The organism is Aeribacillus sp. FSL K6-2833 (assembly GCF_037965815.1).
GTDB classification, from domain to species: domain Bacteria; phylum Bacillota; class Bacilli; order Bacillales; family Aeribacillaceae; genus Aeribacillus; species Aeribacillus composti.
Genome location: NZ_CP150189.1, coordinates 2443141 through 2468684, shown reverse-complemented (window position 1 = coordinate 2468684; position 25544 = coordinate 2443141). Strand labels below are relative to the sequence as shown.

Annotated in this window: 25 protein-coding genes and 1 riboswitch; of the genes, 19 read left to right on the top strand and 6 right to left on the bottom strand. The window is 38.7% G+C overall.

Annotation, left to right across the window (positions count from 1 at the left end; all coding sequences use genetic code 11):
* Window positions 1-2 precede the first annotated feature (2 nt).
* A complete protein-coding gene (locus NSQ94_RS11990) occupies window positions 3-1157 on the bottom strand; it encodes an aminotransferase A (RefSeq protein ID WP_339195054.1) in 1155 nt (384 codons plus the stop codon).
* A 109-nt stretch (window positions 1158-1266) separates the two neighbouring features.
* On the opposite strand from NSQ94_RS11990, the gene corA reads away from it, so the two are divergent.
* A complete protein-coding gene (gene corA / locus NSQ94_RS11985) occupies window positions 1267-2235 on the top strand; it encodes a magnesium/cobalt transporter CorA (protein WP_198318521.1) in 969 nt (322 codons plus the stop codon).
* 348 nt (window positions 2236-2583) lie between these two features.
* On the top strand, window positions 2584-3141 hold the full coding sequence (locus tag NSQ94_RS11980) for a TIGR00725 family protein (protein ID WP_232515513.1): 558 nt from the start codon (window positions 2584-2586) through the stop codon (window positions 3139-3141).
* A gap of 115 nt (window positions 3142-3256) precedes the next feature.
* On the opposite strand, the gene NSQ94_RS11975 is transcribed toward NSQ94_RS11980, so the two are convergent.
* Window positions 3257-3703, bottom strand: a complete 447-nt coding sequence (locus NSQ94_RS11975) for a hypothetical protein (protein ID WP_094245551.1) — start codon at window positions 3701-3703, stop codon at window positions 3257-3259.
* Between the two features lie 252 nt (window positions 3704-3955).
* Between NSQ94_RS11975 and NSQ94_RS11970 the strand changes: the two genes are divergently transcribed.
* The gene (locus tag NSQ94_RS11970) at window positions 3956-4897 is read left to right on the top strand and encodes a chemotaxis protein (protein WP_339229214.1); all 942 of its coding nucleotides are present in this window, start codon (window positions 3956-3958) and stop codon (window positions 4895-4897) included.
* Between the two features lie 14 nt (window positions 4898-4911).
* Here the strand turns inward: NSQ94_RS11970 and NSQ94_RS11965 are convergent, their stop codons facing one another.
* Window positions 4912-5388, bottom strand: coding sequence for a YkyB family protein (locus NSQ94_RS11965; RefSeq protein ID WP_063389326.1), 477 nt, complete (start codon window positions 5386-5388; stop codon window positions 4912-4914).
* Between the two features lie 140 nt (window positions 5389-5528).
* On the opposite strand from NSQ94_RS11965, the gene NSQ94_RS11960 reads away from it, so the two are divergent.
* Entirely contained in the window at window positions 5529-5843 is a 315-nt protein-coding gene (locus NSQ94_RS11960) for a metalloregulator ArsR/SmtB family transcription factor (protein WP_063389325.1), read from the top strand.
* Window positions 5844-6346: 503 nt separating this feature from the next.
* Here NSQ94_RS11960 and NSQ94_RS11955 read toward each other — a convergent pair.
* Entirely contained in the window at window positions 6347-7618 is a 1272-nt protein-coding gene (locus NSQ94_RS11955; protein ID WP_311067157.1) for an MFS transporter, read from the bottom strand.
* A gap of 128 nt (window positions 7619-7746) precedes the next feature.
* Window positions 7747-8604, bottom strand: a complete 858-nt coding sequence (locus NSQ94_RS11950; RefSeq protein ID WP_066247982.1) for a metallophosphoesterase — start codon at window positions 8602-8604, stop codon at window positions 7747-7749.
* Window positions 8605-9845: 1241 nt separating this feature from the next.
* Between NSQ94_RS11950 and NSQ94_RS11945 the strand changes: the two genes are divergently transcribed.
* From NSQ94_RS11945 to NSQ94_RS11890, 12 genes are all read left to right on the top strand, one after another.
* Window positions 9846-11069 carry an EAL-associated domain-containing protein gene (locus tag NSQ94_RS11945; protein ID WP_063389321.1) on the top strand — a complete coding sequence of 408 codons (1224 nt, stop codon included), beginning with the start codon at window positions 9846-9848 and terminating at the stop codon, window positions 11067-11069.
* 47 nt (window positions 11070-11116) lie between these two features.
* Window positions 11117-11356, top strand: coding sequence for a hypothetical protein (locus tag NSQ94_RS11940; RefSeq protein ID WP_094245557.1), 240 nt, complete (start codon window positions 11117-11119; stop codon window positions 11354-11356).
* 326 nt (window positions 11357-11682) lie between these two features.
* Entirely contained in the window at window positions 11683-12528 is an 846-nt protein-coding gene (locus NSQ94_RS11935) for an ABC transporter ATP-binding protein (protein ID WP_066247988.1), read from the top strand.
* Window positions 12479-13396 carry an iron-hydroxamate ABC transporter substrate-binding protein gene (locus NSQ94_RS11930; protein ID WP_066247990.1) on the top strand — a complete coding sequence of 306 codons (918 nt, stop codon included), beginning with the start codon at window positions 12479-12481 and terminating at the stop codon, window positions 13394-13396. The genes NSQ94_RS11935 and NSQ94_RS11930 overlap by 50 nt, the downstream gene beginning before the upstream one ends.
* 83 nt (window positions 13397-13479) lie before the next feature.
* Window positions 13480-14484, top strand: coding sequence for an iron ABC transporter permease (locus tag NSQ94_RS11925; protein WP_066247992.1), 1005 nt, complete (start codon window positions 13480-13482; stop codon window positions 14482-14484).
* Complete coding sequence (locus tag NSQ94_RS11920) at window positions 14484-15497, top strand: iron ABC transporter permease (RefSeq protein ID WP_066248009.1); 1014 nt, start codon at window positions 14484-14486, stop codon at window positions 15495-15497. The genes NSQ94_RS11925 and NSQ94_RS11920 overlap by 1 nt, the downstream gene beginning before the upstream one ends.
* Window positions 15498-16548: 1051 nt before the next feature.
* A complete protein-coding gene (gene abbA, locus NSQ94_RS11915) occupies window positions 16549-16740 on the top strand; it encodes an antirepressor AbbA (protein WP_066247994.1) in 192 nt (63 codons plus the stop codon).
* 218 nt (window positions 16741-16958) lie between these two features.
* Complete coding sequence (gene cbpB, locus NSQ94_RS11910; RefSeq protein ID WP_063386842.1) at window positions 16959-17414, top strand: cyclic-di-AMP-binding protein CbpB; 456 nt, start codon at window positions 16959-16961, stop codon at window positions 17412-17414.
* A 183-nt stretch (window positions 17415-17597) separates the two neighbouring features.
* Window positions 17598-19103: an MDR family MFS transporter gene (locus NSQ94_RS11905; RefSeq protein ID WP_339229211.1), complete on the top strand. Its 1506-nt coding sequence runs from the start codon at window positions 17598-17600 to the stop codon at window positions 19101-19103.
* Window positions 19104-19193: 90 nt separating this feature from the next.
* Window positions 19194-20066, top strand: coding sequence for a LysR family transcriptional regulator (locus tag NSQ94_RS11900; RefSeq protein WP_063386844.1), 873 nt, complete (start codon window positions 19194-19196; stop codon window positions 20064-20066).
* Between the two features lie 74 nt (window positions 20067-20140).
* Window positions 20141-20851, top strand: a complete 711-nt coding sequence (dapD, locus tag NSQ94_RS11895) for a 2,3,4,5-tetrahydropyridine-2,6-dicarboxylate N-acetyltransferase (RefSeq protein ID WP_063386845.1) — start codon at window positions 20141-20143, stop codon at window positions 20849-20851.
* A 49-nt stretch (window positions 20852-20900) separates the two neighbouring features.
* The gene (locus NSQ94_RS11890; RefSeq protein ID WP_066248000.1) at window positions 20901-22028 is read left to right on the top strand and encodes an N-acetyldiaminopimelate deacetylase; all 1128 of its coding nucleotides are present in this window, start codon (window positions 20901-20903) and stop codon (window positions 22026-22028) included.
* A 97-nt stretch (window positions 22029-22125) separates the two neighbouring features.
* Here the strand turns inward: NSQ94_RS11890 and NSQ94_RS11885 are convergent, their stop codons facing one another.
* Window positions 22126-22983: a mechanosensitive ion channel family protein gene (locus NSQ94_RS11885; RefSeq protein ID WP_066248002.1), complete on the bottom strand. Its 858-nt coding sequence runs from the start codon at window positions 22981-22983 to the stop codon at window positions 22126-22128.
* 350 nt (window positions 22984-23333) lie between these two features.
* On the opposite strand from NSQ94_RS11885, the gene NSQ94_RS11880 reads away from it, so the two are divergent.
* The 3 genes from NSQ94_RS11880 (at window position 23334) to NSQ94_RS11870 (ending at window position 25328) form a co-directional block, all read left to right on the top strand.
* On the top strand, window positions 23334-23882 hold the full coding sequence (locus NSQ94_RS11880; protein ID WP_063386848.1) for a peroxiredoxin: 549 nt from the start codon (window positions 23334-23336) through the stop codon (window positions 23880-23882).
* A gap of 92 nt (window positions 23883-23974) precedes the next feature.
* Window positions 23975-24430 (top strand): TlpA disulfide reductase family protein, encoded by a 456-nt coding sequence (locus tag NSQ94_RS11875; protein WP_063386849.1) that lies wholly within the window; start codon window positions 23975-23977, stop codon window positions 24428-24430.
* A 229-nt stretch (window positions 24431-24659) separates the two neighbouring features.
* Window positions 24660-25328 carry a hypothetical protein gene (locus NSQ94_RS11870; protein WP_063386850.1) on the top strand — a complete coding sequence of 223 codons (669 nt, stop codon included), beginning with the start codon at window positions 24660-24662 and terminating at the stop codon, window positions 25326-25328.
* A gap of 65 nt (window positions 25329-25393) precedes the next feature.
* Window positions 25394-25494, top strand: a riboswitch (TPP riboswitch).
* Window positions 25495-25544: the final 50 nt, after the last annotated feature.

The following is a 25544-nucleotide window of genomic DNA, read 5'->3' as shown; positions in this document are numbered from 1 at the left end:
TTCTATTTTCTTTTCAGTTGCACAAAATGCTCAAGCCTGTCCAAAGCTTTTTCCAGCTCTTTTGTCGAGTAAGCGTAAGAGATGCGGATAAACCCTTCTCCAAATTTGGAAAAAGCGCTCCCCGGGACGACCGCTACACCAGCCTTCTCAACCAGCTCCAAAGCAAAATCAAAAGAGCTTTGTCCAAATGATTGAATCGAAGGAAACAAATAAAAGGCTCCGCTTGGTTTAACAACCTCAAATCCCATTGCAACGAGACGACCGTATACGTACTCCAATCGTTTTTCATATTCTTTTTTCATTATTTGACCATCATGAAACCCTTCCGTTAAAGCGTTGTAAGCAGCTTTTTGAGAGATCGACGAAGCGCATGAAACATTATATTGATGCACTTTTAACATATGTTTTGTGATATCTTTCGGCGCAAAAAGAAATCCGATCCGCCATCCAGTCATGCTATGCGATTTGGAAAGTCCATTGACGACGATCGTCTGCTCCCGCAAAAAAGAAGCGATCGAGGTATGAGGTGCATCATACGTTAATTCACTGTAAATTTCATCCGCTAAAATAAAAATATCCTTCCCGCGAACGGCATCGGCAATCTCTATCAGCTCCTCTGCAGTGAATGTAACGCCTGTCGGATTGGACGGGTAAGGCAAAATTATGCATCGGGTTTTTTCTGTTATATTTTGTTTAATCAAATCCGCAGTTAATTTAAATTTGTTTTTTGTCGTATCAACATAAACGGGTATTGCTCCGCACAATTGAATAATTGGCTCATACCCCGGATAAACAGGACCTGGCAGCATTACCTCCGTCCCGGGCTCCAAAATCGTTCGAAGCGCTATATCAATCGCCTGGCTGGCCCCGATTGTAACAATCACTTCCGAACCAGGATCATAGGAGAGATGATATTTTTTATGTACAAATTGGCATGCTGCTTCTCTTACATCGATCAATCCTGCATTATGGGTATACGTTGTATAGTTGTCATCAATTGCCTGTTTTGCCGCTTCTTTTATATGTGAAGGCGTTGGGAAGTCAGGCTGACCAATCGTTAGCGAAACGACATCGTCATAGTTGGAAACGATGTTAAAAAAAGCTCGAATGCCGGAAATTGCAATGTTTTTTACATTTTGGTTAATCAAATGTTCCATACAAATCACCTGCTTTAATAAGTGTCGTCTTATATTTTATCATGTTTGTCCCAAGCTTTTATTGGTAAACTAAATTTATGTCCAAAAAAATTTAGAAAGTGTGATGTCTATGATACGAACATTAGTCATTACAACTGATTTGGAAGCTAAATATGATGTGGCATTAAAAGAGATTCGAAAAAAGGAAGTTCTTTGGTACTGGGTCGATTTTTACAAGGCGACGGAAGATGAAATTAGATTGCTAGGGAAATTTTTTCATTTTCATCCTTTGTCCATTGAGGATTGTGTCGAAAATGTTGAACGGCCGAAAATAGATTTTTATGACTCTTATATGTTTGTTGTGTTGCACGGAATTCATCAACAGACGCTTGAACCGGAAGAGCTTGACTTATTTGTAAACGAAAAAGGAATCGTCACATTTCACAAAAATGCCATTCGAGATCTAAACAACATTTGGCTGAGAATCAAAAAAGACGATTCTTTAAAAAAAGGGCCTATGAAAATCATGCATCAATTGACTGATAAGCTCGTTGATGATTTCTTTCCGCCCGTGTACCATTTGGAAGATTTATTAAATCAAATTGAGGAAAACAATAAAAACAAATCGATCAATGAGTTAATGAAAGAGCTTTTTTCCATCAGGTCTCAATTATCAAAAATAAGAAGAACAATCATTCCGATGCGGGATTTGATGTACCGGATCATCTCGTCCAACAGGCTGAACGAAATGAAGGAGGAAGATTTGTATTTTTATGATGTTTATGACCATTTGCTCAAGCTTGTCGAGATGACGGAGGCAAATCGGGAGCTTGCGGCTGATATAAGGGACAGCTATTTATCTTACAACTCAAACCGGATGAATACGATTATGATGACATTGACGGTTATTTCGTCTATTTTTATGCCTCTTACGTTTATCGCAGGAATTTATGGAATGAATTTTGAATATATGCCCGAGCTGAAAATGAAGTATGGCTATTATATTGTATTAGGAGTCATGGCTCTCATCGGAACAGGAATGCTTTATATTTTTTATAAAATGGGTTGGTTCCGGTTTCATAAAGGTCCAAAATTGTAGCGGGCAAAAAATGCGGCCTGCTTCGTAAAAAATAGGATGGGTAAGTTTTTGCACATTATAAAAAAGAAACTTGAAGAGTGCAAAATTTAACAATGAAAGGCGGAAAATTGCTCTTTCAATTTATCGATAAAGCGTCTTTGAAAGACTTGACAAGCATACATAGAAGCTAAAAAAGAAAACAAAGGCGAGAGTAAGAAAAAATTCAGTATGCGCCCCCTCAAATTCTTTTGTAAGGTAAACAATCAAAAGGAACTCTTTTTATAAAAGGCTAAACAGTGACAGCAATACAAGCTGTTCACAAGCTTCGTTCTATAATATAAAACAGCAAAAAATTTGAAATGGAGGCTTATGATGGAGAGAATTGCAGTAATTGGTCAATCCGGCTTGATTCCGGAGCATGTCCGCCTCCTGGCTGAAGAAATCGGTTCAGAAATTGCTAAAAGAGGAGCTGTTCTTTTGACAGGCGGCGGAAGCGGAGTGATGGAGGCAGTTTCACGAGGGGCCAAACAAGCAAACGGCCTTGTCGTAGGTATTTTGGCTGGAGACGACAAACAGGCAGCAAACGAATTTATTGATATTCCGATTAATACTGGATTAGGTTTTGATTACAGAAGCGTTTTGCTTGTTCATTCCGCAGATGCCATCATTATGATTGGAGGAGGAAATGGAACGCTTGGAGAATTGTCTGCCGCATATATGAACAAAAAACGTGTCATCATCGTTGAAAATTCAGGAGGATGGTCGAACACCGTGAAGCAAATCGCCTTTGAAGGCTGTTATTTAGATGAGCGGAGAACAGTCGAAATTCAGTTCGCTAAAACGGCTAAATCAGCTGTAGATCTTGCTTTTCAATCCATTTACAACCCTGTTGATCCCGATAAAAATACCGGTTTAATAGGTGACTAGCATGCGGATGTTTAAAAAGTCCAATCGGTTGAAAACAATATATCAACGTTTCTAAAATAGTAAAGGGGAGTCCATAAGCCAAAAACGACTTATTAGACTGCCCCGAGTGCTATCCTTAAAAACATGAGAAGGAAGAGATTCTGTTTAAATCAATGCCGAAATATTCCCATCGATTTTGACGAGGTCTCCAGCGCCACCCGGCAATGGATCTTTGTCCTACAAACACAGGGAAATACCAGAAGCTTCTGCCGTTTGTTAATCGGATAAATGTAAAACGATGTAAACATCTTCTAATGCCTCCGGGATCAACTGCAAATGTTCCGACTCCGGGTGATTCTTGAGGAATAAAACTTGGAGGCGGTCCTGAAGGCGGTCCTTGCTGCTGTCCAAAACCGTCACTCGGACTTCCGCCGATTCCAGGAGGGCCGAATGGAGGGAAACCGGGACCAGTCCCCGTAGGAGGAAACGAAGGAAATCCTCCACCCATCCCTGGAAATCCCGGAAAAAATTCTGGCTGTTGAACTCCCGGGAGGATTTGTCGATAGAATGGATACACGTTCATGCTCCTTTCACTTTTCAGTTGTTCACCATAACATATGCAACTTCACTTTTAAGGTGTTTGACCTACATAAAAGTTTTTTATAAAAAAAGGAAATCAAGTCGTCTTTGTCGAAATAAAATGTATCATTTACGTTTTTGTGAGTAACGCTGTTCAGACTTATTTCCCAATTTGTATTAAATGAACAAAGAATAAAACCGATATAAAAAAGTGAAGAAGAAACGTTCGCAAATATTAGACGGAAGGAAGAAAGATATGAACGAAAAGGGAATTTTGCTTGAAAGCGGTACGAACGAGTTGGAATTTGTAGAGTTTCTCGTCGGCTCGAATAAATTCGGTATAAATGTGATGAAAGTAAAAGAAATCATTCAGCCTCTTCCTGTAACGAGCGTGCCTCACGTCCATCCATACGTTGAAGGAATTATTGAATTAAGAGGAGAAGTGCTCCCGGTAGTTAACGTACCGAAGGCGATCGGCGATCCGAATTGCGAGCCCAGCGAAAAAGATAAGCTGATAGTAACGGAATTTAACCAACAAAAAGTTGTGTTTCGCGTCCATCAAGTAACCCAAATTCATCGTGTGTCTTGGTCGCAAATTGAAAAGCCTTCTGAAATGTATCAAGGATTGGAAACTCAAATTACCGGCGTTGTCAAAATGGGAGACGAAATGATTTTAATGCTTGATTTTGAAAAAATCGTTGTTGAAATTAATCCTGAGTCCGGAATCCAGCAGGAAAAAGCGAAAAAACTGGAAAAGAGGGACAGATCTGATAAAAAAATTGTCGTTGCCGAGGATTCCCCGCTGTTGCGCAGATTGTTGAACGACACATTGACGGAGGCGGGATTTCAACAGATTGAGTTTTTTGAAAACGGCAAGGATGCACTGGACTATTTAGAGAATATTGTAAATGAAGGCGAACCGGTTAAGGAGCGTGTTGATTTAGTCATTACGGACATCGAAATGCCGCAGCTTGACGGATTGCATTTGACGAAGCGAATTAAGGAAAATCCAGAGCTGGATCATATTCCGGTTGTTATTTTTTCCTCATTGATTACGAATGATTTAAAACATAAAGGACAACAGGTAGGTGCAAATGCCCAAATTAGCAAACCTGAGGTCCATCACTTGATTGAGCAAATCGATGAATTGTTATTTAAAAATGAAGAAGAAGATGAATTAAAAGACGAGGCTGAATAAGCCTCTCTTTTTACTCAATCATACCGTTCGCCTAATCGTTTAAACACCGGTTTTTGATATGTATGACGATGGAACCGTTTGGGAGAAGAAAGCGGTCGATTCGCTTTATCCATACCGATATAATACTCCAATAAATTTTTTGCCTTTGACAATGATAGATTTGTTTTCGGGTTTCGGTATGAATTATTTAAGGAACCTAAGTGAGGAAGGTTTTGGAAGTCTTCTTTTGTAGGAGGCATATGAAAATAATAATTTCCTGCCAACACCAGAACATCTGACTGCTGTTTGCTTAATTTTGGATTTTTTGAATAATGCAGTCCTTTCTTTGTTGCTTTTCCTTCAGCGATCAGTTTTTGCAGCGCCTTCTTTTTTAAATAATATAAATATTTAGGATTTGGCGCTGTTTTTGCATGCCGATTGACAACATAGATGGCTCGTGCTATATTTTCCGGCGTCTCATCCCGTAGCTTATAATGACTGATATCGTCCATGATGTCTCTCCTTTTTCATTATTTTCCGTAATCTTTATTTACATTATACTTTCATGAATAGAAAATGCAACCAGTTTTTACAGTCTATTAAATATGCCTATAATAGTTATTATGAAATATTTTAGAAAGCAGGGTGGGTCATGAGCGGAAAAGAGGAATTTCTAGATATAGACGAAGAAACGCTTTTTATCGTGTCGCAAACGTTTAAAGCGTTATCGGATCCGACTAGAATTCGGATTTTACATTTACTTGCGGAAAAACAAGAATGTTCTGTGAATGAAATAGCTGCCGAGCTTGAGCTTTTGCAATCAACCGTGTCCCATCAATTGAGGTTTCTAAAAAATTTGCGTTTAGTCAAATTTAGAAGGGAAGGAACGACCGTTTACTATTCACATGATGATGAGCATGTAAAAAAAATACTAGAGCAAACCATTGACCATGCTCGGCATAATTAAAATGGGCGTCGAGTGGGCAGTTTGATCAGGGGACTAAACGGTTAAGAGATGATCTCGGTATGGAGCCGGGGTCATCTTTTGTAATTTATTGGAAGCGGGGCTGATTTCATTCATTTATTTATTTATTTCACATTCTGTAAAAGATTCGAATTTCTTTCGGAGCATGATAGGGAGGGGGTGTCCAGAAAGTCAAATCGCCATTGAAAACAAAAAATCATAAACACCGATATATCAACGTTTCTAAAACATTAATGGGGGCGTCAATAAGCCGTAAAAACGACTTATTAGAACCCCCTTTTTTGCTTGTTATACGTTTAGTAGAAGTTTTCTTGAGGGTAGAAGCAAAACTAATGATGAATTTTTTCGGTAAAGTTTATTATTATCACTTTCCTTCAAACGAATATCACAAAAAAACTCCCAATCAATGCGGTTGTAGGGTGAATTCTCATCCACTATGATCCACATGATTGGGAGTATAAGTCTGACTGTCAAACACATTTTTGTTATAAAACCGATTTGATTGTGTTTTTACCTAGCCGATGCCGTTTTTCGTTTAAATATTTCGGCATCAAGATCATATAAAAGAAAAAGACGAAAAGAATGATAAGAGCCATACCGTAATAAAGTAAATCGATGTTTCGAATGATGTTTGGAAACAATAGTGCAATACATAAAAGCGTAGCAGACTGCGCAAACATCATTAACGGGTCGATCCATCCGCTGACACGTCCCATTAGCTTTGGATGAACGATATTCGGAATCCAACCGCCAATTGCTACGTTCACAGGACCGATGCACATGCCGATCAAAAAAATAATCGACAAGTAAAATTCTACTTCATCCACAAAACCAAGGAGAAAAACAAAAATGCTTGTCAAAAATATCGGTGTAACAAACATTGGAAACGGTTTTATTTTTTTAGCAAAAAATGTTGAAACTGTGCTGCCGACTAAAAGACCCGCACCGAGAAAAATGGCAAATAAGGATGAATACATTTCATAAGAATTCGGTGCCAGCTCATATTTCATTGTAAATAACGGAAGAACGGCAAAACTTCCTTGAACAAAGCCGAAAATGAAAAAACCAAAAATAATGAGCGATAAAAGCCGATTATGTAAAATGTACCGAATACCTTCCAAAAAGTCGGAAACAGCGGATGATATATGTAAACCTTTCCATGACACTCGACCGTTTGGTAGCCTTGCTGATTTAGGGATTTTACACGAGCGAATGAGCAAGGCAGAAAGAACGAAGCTTATTAAATCAACTAATACGGCCCCATGAATTCCAACTGTTCGATAAGCCAATGCCCCTAATCCGACACCAAACACTAAAAAAATGCTGAAAAGTACTTGATTCAAACCTGAAGCTTGCGCATATTGATCTTTTCGCAAAATAGCTTGTACTAAACTAGATTCGGCTGGATAAAAAAATTTCGTGACAGCACTCCGCAAAAACAAGATGAAAAAAATGAGCGGAATCGAATTTGTAAATAAGGCGAAAAACAAACATGCAGTCATAATTGCACGAATCCAGTCGCAGTTCTCTGCCACCTTTTTTCGATCGAAGCGGTCTGCTACTACACCGACAATGACAAAAACAAATACAGTCGGCAAAGAATACATCAGCTCAGCAATAGTTGCGTAATAAGGTTTGCTGCTAAAATGCTCCAACAAATAAAAAGCAAACGCCATATTGCCAACTGTTGAACCCATTTGTGAAGCAAGCGCTGCAAAAAACAATTTGACAAAATTGCGGTTTTTAAAAATATCCATTGCGACTCCCCTTAACTGACACTTACAGTAGCTATTATAATTTACCTAATTCAATATGAACATCTTTTTTTCATATTTTGGTTAGAGAAATGAAAGCCAAGTACTTTTAAGCCGGTTAAAAGAGAGGATTATTTAGAATATAATGTAAACAAGGTGATTTCTGGAACTGCCAAAAAACGAAAGGGCAGTCTAGTTGTGCCCAACCCGCGATTGACATAAAGCTTCGTATGATCAACAGTATAAAAGCCCTCCGAAAAGGATTTTGCATAAGGAGGCGTGTAAAGCGGACCTATAAAAGGGATTTTTACTTGTCCTCCATGGCTGTGTCCAGATAATTGGAGATCAACATTGTAATTTTTTGCTTGAAGCACTGTATCAGGTTCATGGACTAAAAGAATAGTAAAATAGTTTTTGTCAATATTGCCCATTGTTTGATGAAAATCAGGTCTTCCAAGCATGACATCATCAAGGCCGGCGACAATCAATTTGCTTCCGTCAATCAGCTGTATCTCTTTTTTTTCATTTTGCAGTAAATGAAACTCTGCATTTTGTAATATATTGCGATAAACATCAGTGCCGTATCCGCCGTGATCATGATTTCCATAAATTGCAAATTTTCCGAAGTCGGCACGGAGGCGTTTTAAAATCGGGGCAATCTGATGCACAGCGGGATAACTGTTCGGCTCATCGATTAAATCACCAGTAAAAACAATTATATCCGGGTTTAGACGATTGATTTGATTGACGATCCGTTCCAGATTTGCAATTGTAAAGTCGTTATTTAGATGTGTGTCGCTGAATTGAACAATTTTCAAACCATCAAAACCTTTTGGTATTTTTGGATGAGAAACATTTATTTTTTTTATTTCTAGTCTTCCCGGTTCAATATATCTTGAGTAGATGTATAAACCGCTGCTCGCGAATAAACTGCACGCAGCCGTCCAGAAAAAATGCTTTAAAAATTGTCTTCTTGTCAACTTATTCATTCTTACCAACCATTTCAGTTTTTATAGCGATCGAAAAAATTATAACATAAAACTTTCAACATCTTGTTTAATGTTTTTTGACAAATCTTCACATGCACGTTTTTTCTGATTAACTATTTTGTTATCATCTATGGACAACATTAAAACAATCATTTGGAAAATATGATGAAAAAGGTTTAACTCTTCTGCAGGAGCGAGAAAGTCTTTAGGAATTGAGAAATGAATGGTGTAATTTTCATAAAACATAAAGGGCAGCTATGTAATGATTTAAATTTCTAGTAAAATTGCTATTAAGGAAGGAGGATTAAAATGGTGTCACTTTAAGGGAAAAACCTATTGTAAGAGGAAATGATGCAAGAAGATTTATTAATAACAGAAATTTGAAAGATAAGCAAAAAATAAAATAAAAAATTTGCAAAGAGAAGGTATTAGTAATGACAAATATCTTCATAAAACCTATTGAATGAAAAGATATGGAAAAAAATAATAATGAGTCAATGATTATTAATGAAATGATGATACTGATTCATTTAAAACCAATAAAAATCAACAGTCTAGTTTTGAAATTGATAAAAAGAAAAAGTAAATTCGTTTATGTTGAATAACTAATTCAAATAATTTTAGAGGACACCTCAAAATCCCCTATTCGAATCAGCAAGAGAAAAACTCCATCCTTTTGAATATATTTTCTGCTTAGACGATTTTCTCCGTGTAGAAAAAAGTCATTTTGATGAATATTTTTATCTGGACCCGTCATACTTATGGAAGCAATCACTTCATTTGCAAAGTCGTAGATCGGAGCAGCAGTGCTGAAGCCTTGATGAAACTCGTTCAAACAGATTGTAAATTGTTGAGATTAATGCCGTTAATTGTTTTTCGTTCATTCCTGTATATCTCTATCGGTATTTTAGCCAGAACACTCAAATTACTTTGTTTTCCTTCGGTCCGATGATTTTCGGCTATTTTTCATTTGCAAACGGAATGTTTCTGCTCTCTGTTCTTTTATTGCTCGGTTTTCTGCTTGTATGGTCATTGAAAAAACAAACTACTTTGTTGATTGTGGAAGCGGGCGCAAAACATAAAATCAATTGAGAGGCCAACCGTTGCATCCAGGATGGGCCTCATTCCAATTATGTAAAAATGGGAATGTAGCAAATGCGCAAAAACGGTTCTTCAACATTTTCTAATGTTCCAAATAATGCTATAATCATGTATCATATGAGAGTACAAGAAGCGGGGAGATGCCCATGGACCCACTAGATGTCATAACCAATACCGAAAAAATTGTGCCTTATTATCAGGCGATTTTTAGCGCAGATGAACAAAAGGTGATTGGCTACGAAATTTTAGGCAGAATTCATATGGAAGGGGAATACAAAAGCTTAGGCTTTTTTTTCCATGATGATTCGATCCCTGAAGAATACCGAATGGAAGTAGATGATACAGTCGTCAAAAAAGCATTGGAGGAAATGAAAGAACTGGATGATGATCTTCTCATTTTTATAAACAGGGATCCAAATCTGCTTATGATCGATCACGGCGAAAGCTTTTTAAATTTGCTGCTGGAAGAAAAAGAGAAAGGACTTGATTTAAACCGGATTGTTCTGGAAATTACGGAACACAATTATTTAGGAGATATCGAACAGCTCCATCATTTGCTCACTTATTACCGGACTTACGGAATCAAAATTGCGATTGACAATATTGGGAAAGAATCGAGCAATTTGGACCGCATTGGGTTATTATCTCCTGATATTTTGAAAATCGATTTGCAGCCATTAAAATTAGCTTCACCCAGCCAATCGTATTTCGATGTTTTATTTTCGATTTCACTACTTGCGCGCAAAATCGGTGCGACGCTTTTATATGAAGACATCGAGGCAAACTTTCAATTGCAATATGCGTGGAAAAATGGCGGAAGATATTATCAAGGATATTATCTTCATTATCCGGAAAGAGAATTTATTGATCGATGTGTTCTAAAAGAAAGACTGCAGCAGGAATTCAACCATTTCATTCAATTTGAAAAGAAAAAGCTTGAAACACTTTATTCATATTCCGACCAGTTTCATCAGCGGGTGTCACAACTAGTGAACAAATATAAAAAAGCTATCAGCCAATTTGACGAATTAATTACCCATTTAGCAGAAGAGCTTGGCGACATGAGCTTTCGTATTTATATTTGTGATGAAAACGGGTTTCAAAAGTCAGGAAATATTTTCCGAAAAGAAGACCGATGGATTTTTCAAAAAGAATATTATATGAAAAATTGGAGCTGGCGCCCGTACTTTTTAGAAAATATTATTCGCATGCGCGTCAACAAAAAAGGGTTTTTAAGTGATTTGTATAGTGATATCGAAACAGGGGAGACGATCCGCACGTTTTCCTATCCGCTTGATGACGATCATTATTTGTTTATCGATATTCCATATTCTTATTTATATGAACAAGACGGTCTCCTTTGAATAAACCCCCCTTTTTTCTCAAATAATAGAGAAAAAGGGGGGTTTTTATGCAATTTACGAATTTGATCTTCGGCGGTGTTTTTTTGTTAGTTTTGCTTGTTGGCCTGTTTTATACGTTACAAGTGGGCAGCCAGATGGAAAAAAGGCAAAGTGAGTATGATACAGAAGTAAGCGAAAAAGTTGAAAAGCGCCCGTATATTCGAAATCCGATTTTTATTGCTTATATCGTGCTGATTGCATTCGCGCTTTTTTATATTTTTTATATTAGCTTTTCAACTACTTGGTAGCCATAACTTCGCGTTATGGTTTTTTCTATTAAAGGAAATTTTGTTTTGAAAAATTTTTTTATAAAAAGTGTTGACATCGATATTGATAATCATTATCATTATAAATGTAAGACGAAGTAGTTCACAGACGTCTTGAAGTGAAACATCGCGGCTAAACCCCCGCTCCCCCTTTGTTACACATTCGGACGAGAAACCCGGCTTTGGAGGCCGGGTTTCTTCTTTCTCTAAAAAAAATGATAATTGACAAGGAGAATGGGTGGTATTATATTATATTTGTATAAGAAAATGATAATCATTATCAATTTGGAATAAATTGGAGGTTTTCCATGATCCGCCTATACACAGATCGTTTACAAATTTCCTATGGCAATCGACTGATTGTGAAAGATATGAAAATTGAAATTCCAGATAAAAAAATTACAACGATAATCGGTTCCAACGGCTGTGGAAAATCCACTTTGTTGAAAGCGATAACTCGGATTATTCCGCACCAATCCGGTCGAATTATTCTTGATGGCGAGAGTATTTTAAAGCAGGATACGAAAGAACTGGCGAAAAAAATGGCCATACTTCCTCAATCACCAGAAAGTCCAGCCGGCCTTACCGTTGGAGAGCTTGTATCTTACGGCCGCTACCCATATCAAAAAGGCTTCGGCAGATTAACAAAAAAAGATCTTGAGGTCATAAACTGGGCTTTAGAAGTTACGAAAACGGCCGATTTTAAACACCAGCCAGTCAATGCGCTGTCAGGCGGGCAAAGACAGCGTGTCTGGATAGCGATGGCGCTTGCTCAAGAAACGGACATCATCTTTTTGGATGAACCGACCACTTATTTAGATATGGCGCATCAGCTTGAAGTACTAGAGCTTCTACAGCAGTTAAACAAAGAGCAGGGGCGGACAATCGTCATGGTGCTTCATGATATCAATCAAGCAGCTCGTTTTGCCGATTATATTATAGCGTTGAAAGACGGACAAATTATCAAAGCCGGGACGAGTGACGAAGTAATCGACTGCAACGTGCTGAAAGAAGTATTTCAAATTGATGCTGTAATAGGACGGGATCCCCGAACAGATAAACCAATATGCATCACGTACAATCTAATAAAAGGAGAAGAAAAACATGAAAAAACGTCTTATTCCAATTCTGTTCTTGTTGGTTCTCATAGTTAGCGCTTGTGGTAATAAAAAGGAAGACAGCGCTGAAAAGAAAGAAGAAAAACCTGAAACGATTACATATCAATCGGAAAACGGTCCTGTTGAAGTCCCGGCTAATCCTAAAAGAGTCGTTGTTCTCTCGTCATTTGCCGGAGATGTGATGTCTTTAGGAGTAAATCTCGTTGGTGTTGATTCATGGTCAAAAATGAATCCGCGCTGGAAAGACAAATTGAAAGATGTTGCAGAAGTATCTGATGAAGATTTAGAAAAAATCATTGAACTAAATCCGGATTTAATCATCGGATTATCGACGATTAAAAATGTAGATAAACTGAAAAAGATAGCGCCTACTGTTACGTTTACTTATGGAAAAGTCGATTATTTAACACAGCATATAGAAATCGGCAAGCTTTTAAATAAGGAAAAAGAAGCAAGAGAGTGGGTCGAGGATTTCAAAAAAAGAGCTGAAGAAACAGGAGAAGAAATTCGCGCGAAAATTGGGGAAGATGCAACTGTTTCAGTCATTGAAAGTTTTGATAAGCAATTATATGTGTTTGGGAACAACTGGGGAAGAGGAACAGAAATTTTATACCAAGCCATGAAGCTAAAAATGCCTAAAAAAGTGGAAGAGAAAGCTTTAAAACAAGGTTATTATGCTTTATCGACTGAAGTGCTTCCGGATTTTGCAGGGGATTATTTGATCGTCAGTAAGTATTCGGATGCTGATAACTCTTTCCAAGAAACAGATACTTATAAAAACATACCGGCTGTCAAAAACAATCGCGTGTTTGAAGTAAATGCTAATGAATTTTATTTCAATGATCGACTGACATTGGAATATCAGCTTGAATTCTTTCGAGAAAAATTTCTTGGAAAAAAATAAGTAATTAGAAGAAGAGAAATTCAGCAGGCATGAATTTCTCTTCTTTCCATCTATAAAATAGAAAAATAGAAGAGATGAGATGTATGCTAAAAAACGATTCCGCTTCATTTTTCTTTAAATTCATATTCGCAGTCATTTTGCTGATTGGTTCGTTTTTTTTAGCGATGGTGTTTGGAGCGGCAGACACTAGTGTAAAAGATGTTTGGCTGGCGCTAACGACAGATGCGGCTGGTAAGACGATTGATATGATTCGGGAAATTCGTCTTCCGCGCGAAGTCGGTGCTATTTTTGTCGGCGCTTCTTTATCAGTAGCCGGAGCAATCATGCAAGGATTGACTCGCAATCCATTAGCAGATCCAGGATTATTAGGGCTGACAGCCGGAGCAAATGCTGCACTCGCTTTGACAATTGCCCTTTTTCCAAACGCAAATTACTTTAGTATGACCATTGCGTGCTTTATTGGAGCAGCAGCTGGCGCCTTTTTAGTTTTTGGAATCGGTGCGGTAAAAAAAGGAAGGATTTCTCCTTTTCAAATCGTTTTAGCGGGGGCTGCTGTGTCTGCTTTTCTTTTTGCCGTCGCGGAAGGAATCAGCTTATATTTTAATATTTACAAAAATGTTTCGATGTGGACAGCTGGAGGACTTGTCGGTGCAACATGGAAACAGCTCAAGATCCTCATACCGATTGCTCTCGTTGGGATCACCATTTCTCTTTTTTTCTCAAGGCAGCTGACCATTGTAAGTTTAAATGAAGAAGTGGCAGTCGGGTTAGGACAAAAAACGGCACAAATAAAAATGGTGCTGTTTATCATCATTATATTGCTTACTGGTGCATCTGTCGCCCTTGTTGGGAATATGGCATTTATCGGTTTAATGGTTCCGCATATCGTCCGTTCGGTCGTAGGGGCCGATTATCGTTATATTCTCCCAATGTCTGCGATATTCGGCGCCTGCTTTTTATTAATCGCTGATACGCTTGCCAGAACGATTAATGCTCCTTACGAAACACCGGTGGCGGCCATTGTTTCCTTTTTAGGTTTGCCTTTCTTCCTGTTCATTGTGCAAAAAAGGGGGAAAGCTATCACATGATCATACATCCGGCAATTGTAAAAAAGCAGCGGCTGATCATACTTGTTCTGATTCTTTTAATTGCTGCAACGGCCATCATCGGAATGGGATTAGGCACCTCCTCCGTCTCGATGAATCGCTTGCTTCCAACTATTCTCGGCCACGGGACGTTTAAAGAGGAGTTCGTTTTATTTTCCGTCCGCTTGCCGCGGATCATTGTGACCTTATTGGCAGGAATGGCTTTGGCGGTTTCCGGGGCGATCTTTCAAGATATTACAAGAAACGATTTGGCTGAGCCGGGGATCATTGGGATTAATGCCGGAGCAGGAGTAGCTATTGCAGTGTTCTTTTTATTTTTTCCAATTGATGTCGGCTCATTTGTGTATTTACTGCCAGTCGCAGCTTTTATCGGCGCTCTTTTAACGGCAGGGGCTATTTACGTTTTTTCTTATGATCGAAATGCCGGTTTAAACCCCGTTCGATTAGTCCTTATCGGTGTCGGCTTCGCCATGGCTTTATCAGGAACCATGATCGTCATTATTTCTTCTGCAGAACGGCAAAAAGTTGATTTTATCGCCAAATGGCTGGCAGGGAACGTTTGGGGGGCAGATTGGCCGTTTATTTTGGCAATTTTACCTTGGATTGTCATTTTAATTTCGTTTATTGCTTTCAGAGCTCAACAATTAAATTTATTAAGTTTAAACGATCCTACTGCTGTCGGGGTTGGCTTGAAGATTGAGAGGGAGCGAATTACGCTTCTATTGGCTGCTGTCGGGCTTGCCGCAGCTGCGGTTTCTGTAACGGGAGGTGTAGCGTTTATCGGTCTTTTGGCACCCCATTTAGCACGGTCACTGATTGGTCCCCGCAATCAACTTTATCTTCCGATTGCGATTTTGTTGGGAGGGTGGCTTCTACTACTAGCCGATACAATCGGGCGAAACATCGCACTTCCGGACGGCATCCCAGCGGGCATTATGACAGCTTTAATCGGGGCGCCCTACTTTATCTATATTTTATTGAAAAAATCATCATAATCGAGGCACATTTCGTTTAGAAAAGAATGAGGAAAGGAATAAAATAGCTGATAGTAATTTAGAAATCTTCCATTACTCCTATGTGTCGGCTGGCTGTTCATCCTTTTTTAGCTAGACGGCATCTATTTGCTTACATGATACTCGTAATACATCTGGCTGGAAGTAAGACAAATTGATGCCTTATTTAATAAAAATTGGGCGGCAGGAGGGCTGAAATCTCCCTCCGCCGTTCCTGCCTTTGTCAGTGTGAAAAAGTTTGCCTCATAGACTCTCTTTAAATGCTCATTTTTTAGCAGAATTCAAGAAGTTTGGCAGTTGATCGAACATTTTACTGAAGGTAATGACAGCTTCTTTTTCTTCTTCGTTTTATGTGCAGCCTTTCATAAAGAGTATTTTTGTCTACAAGAGCTTCAACCGTGATGATTTAAAATTGAACATTTTTCCCACCTAATGACGCATTGATTAGCATCTTTCAACTCTTTGTCCTAATTCGAGCTGTCTGACGTACAGAATGAACGGAAATACAGCTCTACATGATCTTTTGCTCTAGCTCAACTATTTTTGAGAAAGTTTGGCTGGCTTCATTGTTCGCTTCCGCCTCAAAGATGCTCTTAAGTTCATGCGATTTATTGAGCAATGGGTCCATGTTTCCCATTTCATTTCAATCAAATCTTTTCATATAACAGAGAGAGCATACGGTTTCAAAGGGGAGAAGCCCTCGCATCAGTTCCAACACTTTATTGGCGAAGAAACGTATCTATCATTTAGAATCAGTGTAAATAAACACAATAGCCGGAGCCAGAGGAACTGAATGCAGCGGTTCGAACGGTGATGTCATTTAATCGACTTGGTTAATTAAACAAAAAACAATCTGCACATGCTCCAGCTTCGGGCTTCTGATTCGATTTCCAGCTTCTTGTAATTGAAAGCTGCGAAAAAAGGAATATTATTTTTCATGATGTAAGCAAATTTCGACATAATTTTAAAGCTGCTCATTATATGTTATGGTTAGGATGTTTTTTAAAATGAAGGCACTGGAGGATGAATAACGATGCGAGCTGTTCAACCGGTATTGTCTCTAGAAGAAAAACAATTGCTTGTCGCAATTTTGTTTCGCAACCATTTTGCGATTGAATTGGTTGTGAGCGAAATCAATGATATTGAATGCGGAAAAAAAGAGTTTGATTTATGTACATACAAAAAATTAGTGGAGCTTTATGACAAAATCCGTTCGCATACATAACCTGTATCCTTGTGAGGACCAGTTTTTGAGTATGAGAGGCATCTGAACGATGCTCTTTGCAAGAGCATCGCTTTTCGCAGAAATGTAAGTTTATCGCGTGATAAAACGCTTACATAATGATATCATAAAATAGGAAGTTTCTTTTTGGTAAATGGAACACATTTTCCAGATCATATGTTATGATTAAAATGAAATGTCAAAGTGAGAGGAAGAAACGAATGACAAAAGTTTTTTCTGAAGAATTTACAAATATTTCGATTAAAGATTTGATGATACCTGCAGACAAAGTGGCTCATGTCCAAATGGGAAATAACTTAGAGCATGCATTATTAGTGTTGACGAAAACAGGCTATACAGCTGTTCCGGTTTTGGATGCTCAATATCGCTTGCACGGGCTGATTACGACGAATTTGATCATGGATTCAATTTTAGGATTGGAACGAATCGAATTTGAGCGTTTGCAAAATATGAAAGTAGAAGAAGTAATGAACAAAGATGTTTCCAGATTGAATGTATCGGATGATTGGATGAAGGCGCTGAAGCTCGTTATTAATCATACGTTTGTATGTATAACGAATGAGGACGGTGTTTTAGAGGGGATTTTTACAAGAAGGGTCATCTTAAAAAAGCTCCATAAACAACTAATGATATTAAATTCCAGGTTTCCCAAATAAAAACGCCCTTGCCGGCGTTTTTATTTCATATTGGCTCAATAGTTTCGAATCCATCCAACCTTCAAATAATGAAAATATAGATATTGTTTTTTTGGGAAAGCAATTGAACGAATGCGAATGCTATGGCAAAATGAATTCATGCTTACAAACGATTGAAAGTGATTTTCAAATGAGGTGATCGTGATGAAAGAGGCGCTTATTGAAAAAGATAGGGGAAAACTAGACCATAAAGAAACAAAGCGTCCGTTCGTTTTAGCTGCCGTCATGCTGGCGATGTTTATGGCTGCAGTTGAGGCAACGATCGTTTCCACAGCAATGCCTGCCATTGTCGCAGAAATTGGCGGTTTTTCAAAATATAGCTGGATTTTTTCTTCCTATTTATTAATGAATTCCGTAACGATTTTAATATATGGTAAATTGGCGGATTTGTTTGGAAGAAAACCGATTTTTGCTTTTGGCATTATTATTTTTTTAATTGGCTCTGTGCTTTGCGGTCTCGCCGATTCGATGGAAACTTTAATTATATACCGTTTTATACAAGGGATTGGAGCCGGAGCTGTGATGCCAGTCGCCACAACAATTGTCGGCGATATTTATACAGTAGAAGAAAGAGCCAAAATACAAGGATATTTGTCCAGTGTATGGGGAATTTCTGCAATAATCGGTCCCGTTTTAGGTGGCTTGTTCGTTGAGTACATAAGCTGGAAGTTTGTATTTTGGGTGAATGTTCCTTTAGGCATTTTATCAATGGCAGGAATCGGTCTGTTTTTGAATGAACGCATTGATAAGAAAAAGTCGAGCATTGATTATGCAGGCGCCATGTTCATGCTTATTGCGATCAGCTTGTTGATGATCGTCCTTGTCGAAGGAGGAGTCCGCTGGTCTTGGACTTCATGGGAGGTTGCGGCGTTATTAGCTGTTGCATGCTGCTTCTTTATATTGTTTATTTTTCAGGAAAATCGGGCCGATGATCCGATGATGCCGCTTTCGCTTTGGAAAAATCGCTCCATTTTGCTTGCGAATGTAACGTCCTTGACGACCGGGATGATGCTTATGGGCATTTCCACCTTTTTGCCGACATTTGTGCAAGGTGTTATGGGAAAATCGGCAATGGTGGCTGGATTCACGCTGACAACGATGTCAATCGGATGGCCGATTGCCTCAACAGTAGCGGGGAGGATTTATTTAAAAGCCGGTTTTCGTGCCACATCAATTTTAGGAGGCATTTTTTTATTGGCCGGCAGTCTTGTCTTTGTTATGCTTTCAGCAGATGACGGACCTGTTCATGCTATGATCGGCTCTTTTTTACTCGGCGTCGGAATGGGGCTGACATCGACCTCGTTCATTGTATCGATTCAATCGGCAGTTGATTGGAAAGAACGCGGAATTGCCACCGCCACCAATATGTTTATGCGAAATCTCGGCAACACCGTCGGCGCCGCTTTGCTCGGCGGGATTTTAAACAGCAAGCTGCAAACATATTTGGAGGAGAATAGTGCTGGAAAAAACTTAAACATTGATTCGGCCAACAACCTATTGAATCCAGAATCAGATCTTTCCGGTCCTATAAAAGAGGTGCTTGAGTCTGGTTTGAGCATTGCTCTTCACCATGTTTATTTCGTCGTCTTTTTATTAGCAATTTTGAGCATTCTTTTTATTTTCTTTCTTCCTAAGAGAGAATTAAAATGAATGTTTTTTGCTAAACTTGTTATGACGGAAAAGCAAAAATATTTTATAATGTTTTTGAACTATTGAATCCACTAAGGAAAGGGTTTAGCGATGCAAATTTCGGAATTGCAAATCCTTGTGACTTTGTCTGAAGAAAAAAATATGAGAAAAGCGGCTGACCGACTTTTTGTTTCCCAGCCTGCTTTGTCGCAGCGTCTTCAGTCGATCGAAAAAGCATGGGGATTTAAAATTTTTTTGCGCTCACAAAAGGGATTGACTCTTACACCGGCAGGAGAAAAAGTTGTCCAGTTTGCAAAAGAAATGATTGAAAAGGAAGAGAAGGTAAGAGAGGAAATTTCTGTTTTGGAAGGAGAAGTGTACGGGACGTTAAAGCTTGCAGTGGCATCTATAATCGGCCAGCACTGGCTTCCAAAAGTTTTGAAAAAATATGTACAAAAATACCCTCAGGCGGAAATTTCACTTATAACCGGGTGGTCAAGCGAAATATTAAAATGTTTATATGAAGATGATATCCATATCGGAATCATACGCGGAAACCCTGATTGGAAAGGTTTTAAACAGCATTTGCTGGAAGATACTTTGTATTTAGTTGACACAGAAATTCAAAGCATCGATGATTTAGTACACACAGAGCGGCCTTTTATTCAATTTAAAAGTGATTCTACATACTATCAAGAAATACAAGAATGGTGGCACAGGCAATTTAAAAACCCGCCAAAAAGGACAATTGTCGTTGATCAGATCGAGACGTGCAAGCAAATGGCGTATCATGGTATAGGCTTTGCGATTTTGCCTTCTGTCAGCATTGATGAAAAGGATGGTTCGATCTTTCGACTGCCGCTCATTGATCATGAAGGAAAGCCGATTAAAAGGGATACTTGGTTGATCGGGCATGAATCATCGTTAAAGCTTAAACAAGTGCAGGCGTTTATGGAAATCGTCCATCAATTTATTAATGAATGATAAATTTGCTTGTCAATTGATTCTTTTCTTTGATACAGTAATGGGGGTACAGAAAAACAGAGAGGAGTATTGCGATGAAAATGATGGATGCAAACGAAATTATTTCATTTATACAAAACAGTAAAAAAACGACTCCTGTAAAAGTTTATGTAAAAGGTCAATTAGAAGGAATCAACTTTGGAGAACAGTCCAAAACATTTATTACTGGAAACACAGGCATCATCTTTGGAGAATGGTCTGAAATTGAACAAGCACTAGCAGAAAACAAAGATAAAATTGAAGACTATGTTGTTGAAAATGACCGCCGGAACTCAGCAATCCCGCTTCTTGATTTAAAAGGCGTAAAAGCGAGAATTGAACCAGGTGCAATCATCCGTGATCAAGTGGAAATCGGCGATAATGCAGTCATCATGATGGGGGCAGTGATCAATATCGGCGCCGTCATTGGTGAAGGAACGATGATTGACATGAATGCAACATTGGGCGGCCGTGCAACGGTTGGTAAAAACTGCCACATTGGTGCCGGAGCGGTTTTAGCTGGTGTAATTGAGCCGCCTTCTGCAAAACCTGTCGTAATCGAAGATGATGTTTTGATCGGAGCAAACGCCGTCATTTTAGAAGGTGTAAGGGTAGGAAAAGGCGCGGTTGTTGCAGCTGGTGCTGTTGTAGTGGAAGATGTTGAACCGTACACAGTTGTTGCAGGTGTTCCTGCGAAAAAAATTAAAGATATTGACGAAAAAACGAAAGCGAAAATTGAAATAAAGCAAGAATTGCGGCAGCTCTAAATTCGAAGCGTGGACAGCGTCCACGCTTATCCTTTAGGAGGGGACTCATATGAATAAGGATGCGCTTATTGCCATTCGCCGTGATTTGCATAAAATACCTGAACTCGGATTTCAAGAACATAAAACACAAAAATATTTATTAGATTATATTCATTCGCTGCCGAACGAAAGGCTTGAAGTGAAAACATGGAGAACAGGTATTTTCGTGAAGGTCCATGGAACAAATCCTCGAAAAATGATAGCCTACCGGACAGATATTGACGGATTGCCGATTGAAGAAAAAACGGGGCTTTCATTTCAATCAGAACATCCAGGCTTGATGCATGCTTGCGGTCACGACTTTCATATGACGATCGCTTTGGGGGTTTTAACTCATTTCGCCTATCATCCGATTCAAGATGATCTGCTATTCATCTTTCAGCCGGCAGAAGAAGGGCCTGGCGGTGCAGAGCCGATGCTAAACAGCGAGATTATGCAACAATGGATGCCGGATATGATCACTGCGCTTCATATTGCTCCGGAGCTTCCGGTTGGAACTATCGGAATGAAGCCTGGACTACTTTTTGCCAATACGTCCGAGTTGTTTATCGATTTAACCGGGAAGGGAGGCCATGCCGCTTTTCCGCACACGACACATGATATGGTCGTCGCTGCTTGCGCCCTTGTCACCCAACTGCAATCCATCGTTAGCCGCAATATAGATCCTTTGGAAAGTGCTGTAATTACCATTGGAAAAATTGCAAGCGGCACGATACAAAATATAATTGCCGATCATGCCAGATTGGAAGGAACGATTCGCACATTTTCTGTGGAATCGATGGAAAAAGTGAAAAAGCGGATTGAAGACATGGTCAAAGGTATAGAAATCGGCTACCAATGCAAAGCAGAAATTGACTGGGGTTCGATGTATTATCAAGTGTGGAATGATGAAGCGTTATCAAAAGAATTTATGGAGTTTGTCCAGAATGAAACAGAAGTTCAACTCCACGTATGCAAAGAAGCGATGACTGGGGAAGATTTCGGCTATATGCTGGCGAAAATTCCGGGATTTATGTTTTGGCTTGGAGTTGATTCTCCTTACGGCCTTCATCATGCGAAGCTTTCACCAAATGAACAAGCAATCTTTAAAGCGGTCGATCTTATTTGTCAATATTTTGAATGGAAAGGCAATAAATAGAAGATTCATAGCCTCCTGCATAAAGCAAGAGAAAAAAATTAGAAATACGTTCTATACAAACACGAAGTCATAATTAAAAAGGAAAGAGGATGAGAGATCATCCTCTTTCCTTTTGCTGCTCGTTCTTATGAATCATCACTTGATGAGGGAACGGAATTTCGATGCCGTTTTCATCAAGCACTTCTTTCAGCCGTTTCCGGAGCTTTCTTTCAACAGCCCACTGCTCCATGTTTTTCGTTTTGGCGATGATGCGGATGATCACATCAGACGTGCCGAAATTTTGCACGCCTAAAACGTCCGGACCCTCCACAACCTCTTCAGTTTCTTTTGCAAATTGGTCGCAAGCTTCTTGAAGAATGGACATGACCCGATTTAAGTCTTCATTATACGATATGCTGATATCAACGAGGGCTTGCATATTTCCTCTAGAATGATTGGAAAGGCCGACAATCTGCCTGTTTGGAACATAATGCAATGTGCCGTCAAAGCCTCGGATTTGCGTCGTTCGTAAACCGACAGCTTCCACAATGCCTGAATAATTGCCTGTAGTGACATAATCTCCAACATCAAGTTGTTTTTCTAGGAGAAGGAAAAATCCTGTCACAACATCGCTGACGAGCCCTTGAGCTCCAAAGCCGATCGCAAGACCAACAACCCCAGCCCCGGCTAAAAGCGCTGTGACATTGTAGCCAAACACTTGAAAAACGGTAACAATAAAAATGAAAAACAGGGCATAATGAAAGAAATTCAAAACTAATGTTTGCAGCGTTTTAGCCCGCGTGGTGGAAATTTCCTTCCGATTCTCAAGCCCCTCAAACATTTTGTGAATAATTTTATTGCCGATTGATTTGACGATAATATATGCAATGTAAATTCCAATAAGCTTGGCCAAAACTTCTCCTGATTTTAAAGCCAGATCAGCCCAATCAATAGATTCAAAAAAGTTCAAAACCATTTCCCCTTTCTTTTCAAGCCAATCATTTGGTTATTTGACGGGATCGTGTTAAACTGAATGTACAGTTGAAAGTTTAGCATAGAAAAAGGAATTTTCAATGATTGTTACATTTTTTTAATGATAGCGGCGAAAATTGGAAATAGTATTATTGTTCTCTTCACCGCAATGAAAATGTAAAACAAATTATTTAAATTAATTATTACTTAAAATTGACTAAAATTTTGTTGTTATATATAATAGTAATCGGAGGAAGGACATTGAGAAAATACTCAATTCATTCTCATTTGTTTTTGAAGGAAACGATCAAAAAGTTTCCTTTAAAATAAAATTTTAAAATGGAGGGTTACATAATGGCAGAGCGTTTGGTTGGTAAACAAGCTCCACGTTTTGAAATGGATGCCGTTTTGCCAAACAAAGAGTTTGGTAAAGTAAGCTTGGAAGAAATCATGAAACAAGGAAAATGGACAGTTCTTTTCTTTTATCCAATGGACTTCACTTTCGTTTGTCCAACTGAAATCACAGCTATTTCTGACCGTTATGAAGAATTTGAAGATCTTGATGCAGAAGTGATTGGTGTATCAACTGACACAATTCACACACACTTAGCTTGGATTAAAACTCCTCGCGAAGAGAACGGTTTAGGCGATATTAAATATCCGCTTGCAGCAGATACAAATCATCAAGTATCAAGAGACTACGGCGTTTTAATCGAAGAAGAAGGAGTTGCTCTTCGCGGATTGTTCATCATCAATCCAGAAGGCGAACTTCAATATCAAACAGTATTCCATAACAACATTGGCCGCGATGTTGATGAAACATTGCGTGTACTTCAAGCGCTTCAAACTGGCGGACTTTGCCCAGCAAACTGGAAGCCTGGTCAAGAAACGCTTAAAGTATAATGAAGCTTTTCATTCAAAGGGCCTAGCAGTACGTTAGGCCTTTTTTCAAACGACTATTTTTTTGATATTCATTCTTCAAGGAGGAAGCGGAAATGAAATTACGTGAGCCAATGCCTGAATTAGTCGGAGCAACAACTTGGCTGAATGGCGAAGTAACGAAAGAGCAATTAATCGGTGAAAAACCAACATTAATCCATTTTTGGTCAATCAGCTGCCATTTGTGTAAAGAAGCAATGCCGAAAGTAAATGAGTTCCGCGATCAATATAAAGATAAACTGAACGTAGTAGCTGTTCATATGCCTCGCTCCGAAAAGGATTTAGATATTGATGATATTAAAAAAGTAGCGGAAGAACACGGGATTACGCAACCGATCTTTGTTGACAACGAACATAAATTAACCGATGCTTTTGAAAATCAATATGTACCTGCATATTATGTTTTTGACAAAAACGGCATTCTTCGCCACTTCCAAGCAGGAGGAAGCGGAATGAAAATGCTGGAAAAACGTGTTAATCGGGTGTTAGCGGAAACAGAAAACGCTGAATGATTCAACCATCTGCAAAACATTGCAGGTGGTTTTTCATTTTAGAAATACCTTTCCGGCTTTGAAAGGACTTGTTTTTATTGCTTCGAAGCTTTCAAAAGATAAGCATCTCCATTTACCATTCATCTGACATCCTTTTTCCAGCTCTCAATCCTAAAGAAATGATTCACATTCCAAATCACAACATGCTATAATAAATGATGCTAGTTTGAACAAAAAGGAGCATAGGTGGATGGCAAAACAATCACAAACTTTTTCCATTATGAATCTATTAAAGGTGCTTTTGGCTGTCATCGTTATCCTTTTCCTATTTTATTTGCTTGCGTTTAACGACGTCGTCGTGCGTTTTATATCTCTGCTATTAAATGGATGTTTAGTTGTTCTCGCCTTCCTTGTCTATCGGAAAATAGACTATATGATAAAGATGAAAGAAGAACGAAAAGAGCCTATTCAAACCGAAAAGCTGCCTGATGAAACAGAAATGGCGCGAAAAGAACAGCAATTAAATAAACTGGAGCTTGATAAAACGCAATTGTTGGAGGAGCTATTAACAAAAGCCGGTATCGAAGAGGAAGAAAAACAAAAGTACCGAGCCAAAATTAGAGAAAAAGAGGATGAAGCTTCAAAGCTTCAACAAGAGCTGGCATTCATGAAAGGCCGGATTGCCAACTTGATTTTAAAAAGAGATCCTGAGATCGAGCGGATTGTCCTGCTGCTTGATGCAGATTTTATATTAAATCATTCGTTAGTGGAAATTAATCAAAGGTTTCAGGAAATTAGCGGCAGTTTTTCTGAACAATCCATCGAGCATTTGAAAAAGGCTAATTATATTGATCAACATTTGCAATTTACTCGAATTGGTTATCGTGAATTATTAAAGACAGCAAAAAGGATCAATTAACCGTTAGCTTGTATTTTTCTATATTTTATGATTTAATGAAATTAAATGAAAATTTCATAATATTAACATACCACTAGGGGAGCCGGACGGCTGAGAAAGGCGTGTGCCTTGACCCTTTGAACCTGATCTAGATCATACTAGCGTAGGGAAGTGGTGCAGTAATATCGAAACCTGTCTATGGGTTTTGTATATACTTGCCCGTTCCCTTATATTGGG

What these genes read in the sequence shown, in the direction of transcription:
- NSQ94_RS11990 (WP_339195054.1), bottom strand. Translation starts at nt 1,157, where the DNA reads ATGGAACATTTGATTAACCAAAATGTAAAAAACATTGCAATTTCCGGC.
- corA (WP_198318521.1), top strand. Translation starts at nt 1,267, where the DNA reads ATGATACGAACATTAGTCATTACAACTGATTTGGAAGCTAAATATGAT.
- NSQ94_RS11980 (WP_232515513.1), top strand. Translation starts at nt 2,584, where the DNA reads ATGATGGAGAGAATTGCAGTAATTGGTCAATCCGGCTTGATTCCGGAG.
- NSQ94_RS11975 (WP_094245551.1), bottom strand. Translation starts at nt 3,703, where the DNA reads ATGAACGTGTATCCATTCTATCGACAAATCCTCCCGGGAGTTCAACAG.
- NSQ94_RS11970 (WP_339229214.1), top strand. Translation starts at nt 3,956, where the DNA reads ATGAACGAAAAGGGAATTTTGCTTGAAAGCGGTACGAACGAGTTGGAA.
- NSQ94_RS11965 (WP_063389326.1), bottom strand. Translation starts at nt 5,388, where the DNA reads ATGGACGATATCAGTCATTATAAGCTACGGGATGAGACGCCGGAAAAT.
- NSQ94_RS11960 (WP_063389325.1), top strand. Translation starts at nt 5,529, where the DNA reads ATGAGCGGAAAAGAGGAATTTCTAGATATAGACGAAGAAACGCTTTTT.
- NSQ94_RS11955 (WP_311067157.1), bottom strand. Translation starts at nt 7,618, where the DNA reads ATGGATATTTTTAAAAACCGCAATTTTGTCAAATTGTTTTTTGCAGCG.
- NSQ94_RS11950 (WP_066247982.1), bottom strand. Translation starts at nt 8,604, where the DNA reads ATGAATAAGTTGACAAGAAGACAATTTTTAAAGCATTTTTTCTGGACG.
- NSQ94_RS11945 (WP_063389321.1), top strand. Translation starts at nt 9,846, where the DNA reads ATGCCCATGGACCCACTAGATGTCATAACCAATACCGAAAAAATTGTG.
- NSQ94_RS11940 (WP_094245557.1), top strand. Translation starts at nt 11,117, where the DNA reads ATGCAATTTACGAATTTGATCTTCGGCGGTGTTTTTTTGTTAGTTTTG.
- NSQ94_RS11935 (WP_066247988.1), top strand. Translation starts at nt 11,683, where the DNA reads ATGATCCGCCTATACACAGATCGTTTACAAATTTCCTATGGCAATCGA.
- NSQ94_RS11930 (WP_066247990.1), top strand. Translation starts at nt 12,479, where the DNA reads ATGAAAAAACGTCTTATTCCAATTCTGTTCTTGTTGGTTCTCATAGTT.
- NSQ94_RS11925 (WP_066247992.1), top strand. Translation starts at nt 13,480, where the DNA reads ATGCTAAAAAACGATTCCGCTTCATTTTTCTTTAAATTCATATTCGCA.
- abbA (WP_066247994.1), top strand. Translation starts at nt 16,549, where the DNA reads ATGCGAGCTGTTCAACCGGTATTGTCTCTAGAAGAAAAACAATTGCTT.
- cbpB (WP_063386842.1), top strand. Translation starts at nt 16,959, where the DNA reads ATGACAAAAGTTTTTTCTGAAGAATTTACAAATATTTCGATTAAAGAT.
- NSQ94_RS11905 (WP_339229211.1), top strand. Translation starts at nt 17,598, where the DNA reads ATGAAAGAGGCGCTTATTGAAAAAGATAGGGGAAAACTAGACCATAAA.
- NSQ94_RS11900 (WP_063386844.1), top strand. Translation starts at nt 19,194, where the DNA reads ATGCAAATTTCGGAATTGCAAATCCTTGTGACTTTGTCTGAAGAAAAA.
- dapD (WP_063386845.1), top strand. Translation starts at nt 20,141, where the DNA reads ATGAAAATGATGGATGCAAACGAAATTATTTCATTTATACAAAACAGT.
- NSQ94_RS11890 (WP_066248000.1), top strand. Translation starts at nt 20,901, where the DNA reads ATGAATAAGGATGCGCTTATTGCCATTCGCCGTGATTTGCATAAAATA.
- NSQ94_RS11885 (WP_066248002.1), bottom strand. Translation starts at nt 22,983, where the DNA reads ATGGTTTTGAACTTTTTTGAATCTATTGATTGGGCTGATCTGGCTTTA.
- NSQ94_RS11880 (WP_063386848.1), top strand. Translation starts at nt 23,334, where the DNA reads ATGGCAGAGCGTTTGGTTGGTAAACAAGCTCCACGTTTTGAAATGGAT.
- NSQ94_RS11875 (WP_063386849.1), top strand. Translation starts at nt 23,975, where the DNA reads ATGAAATTACGTGAGCCAATGCCTGAATTAGTCGGAGCAACAACTTGG.
- NSQ94_RS11870 (WP_063386850.1), top strand. Translation starts at nt 24,660, where the DNA reads ATGGCAAAACAATCACAAACTTTTTCCATTATGAATCTATTAAAGGTG.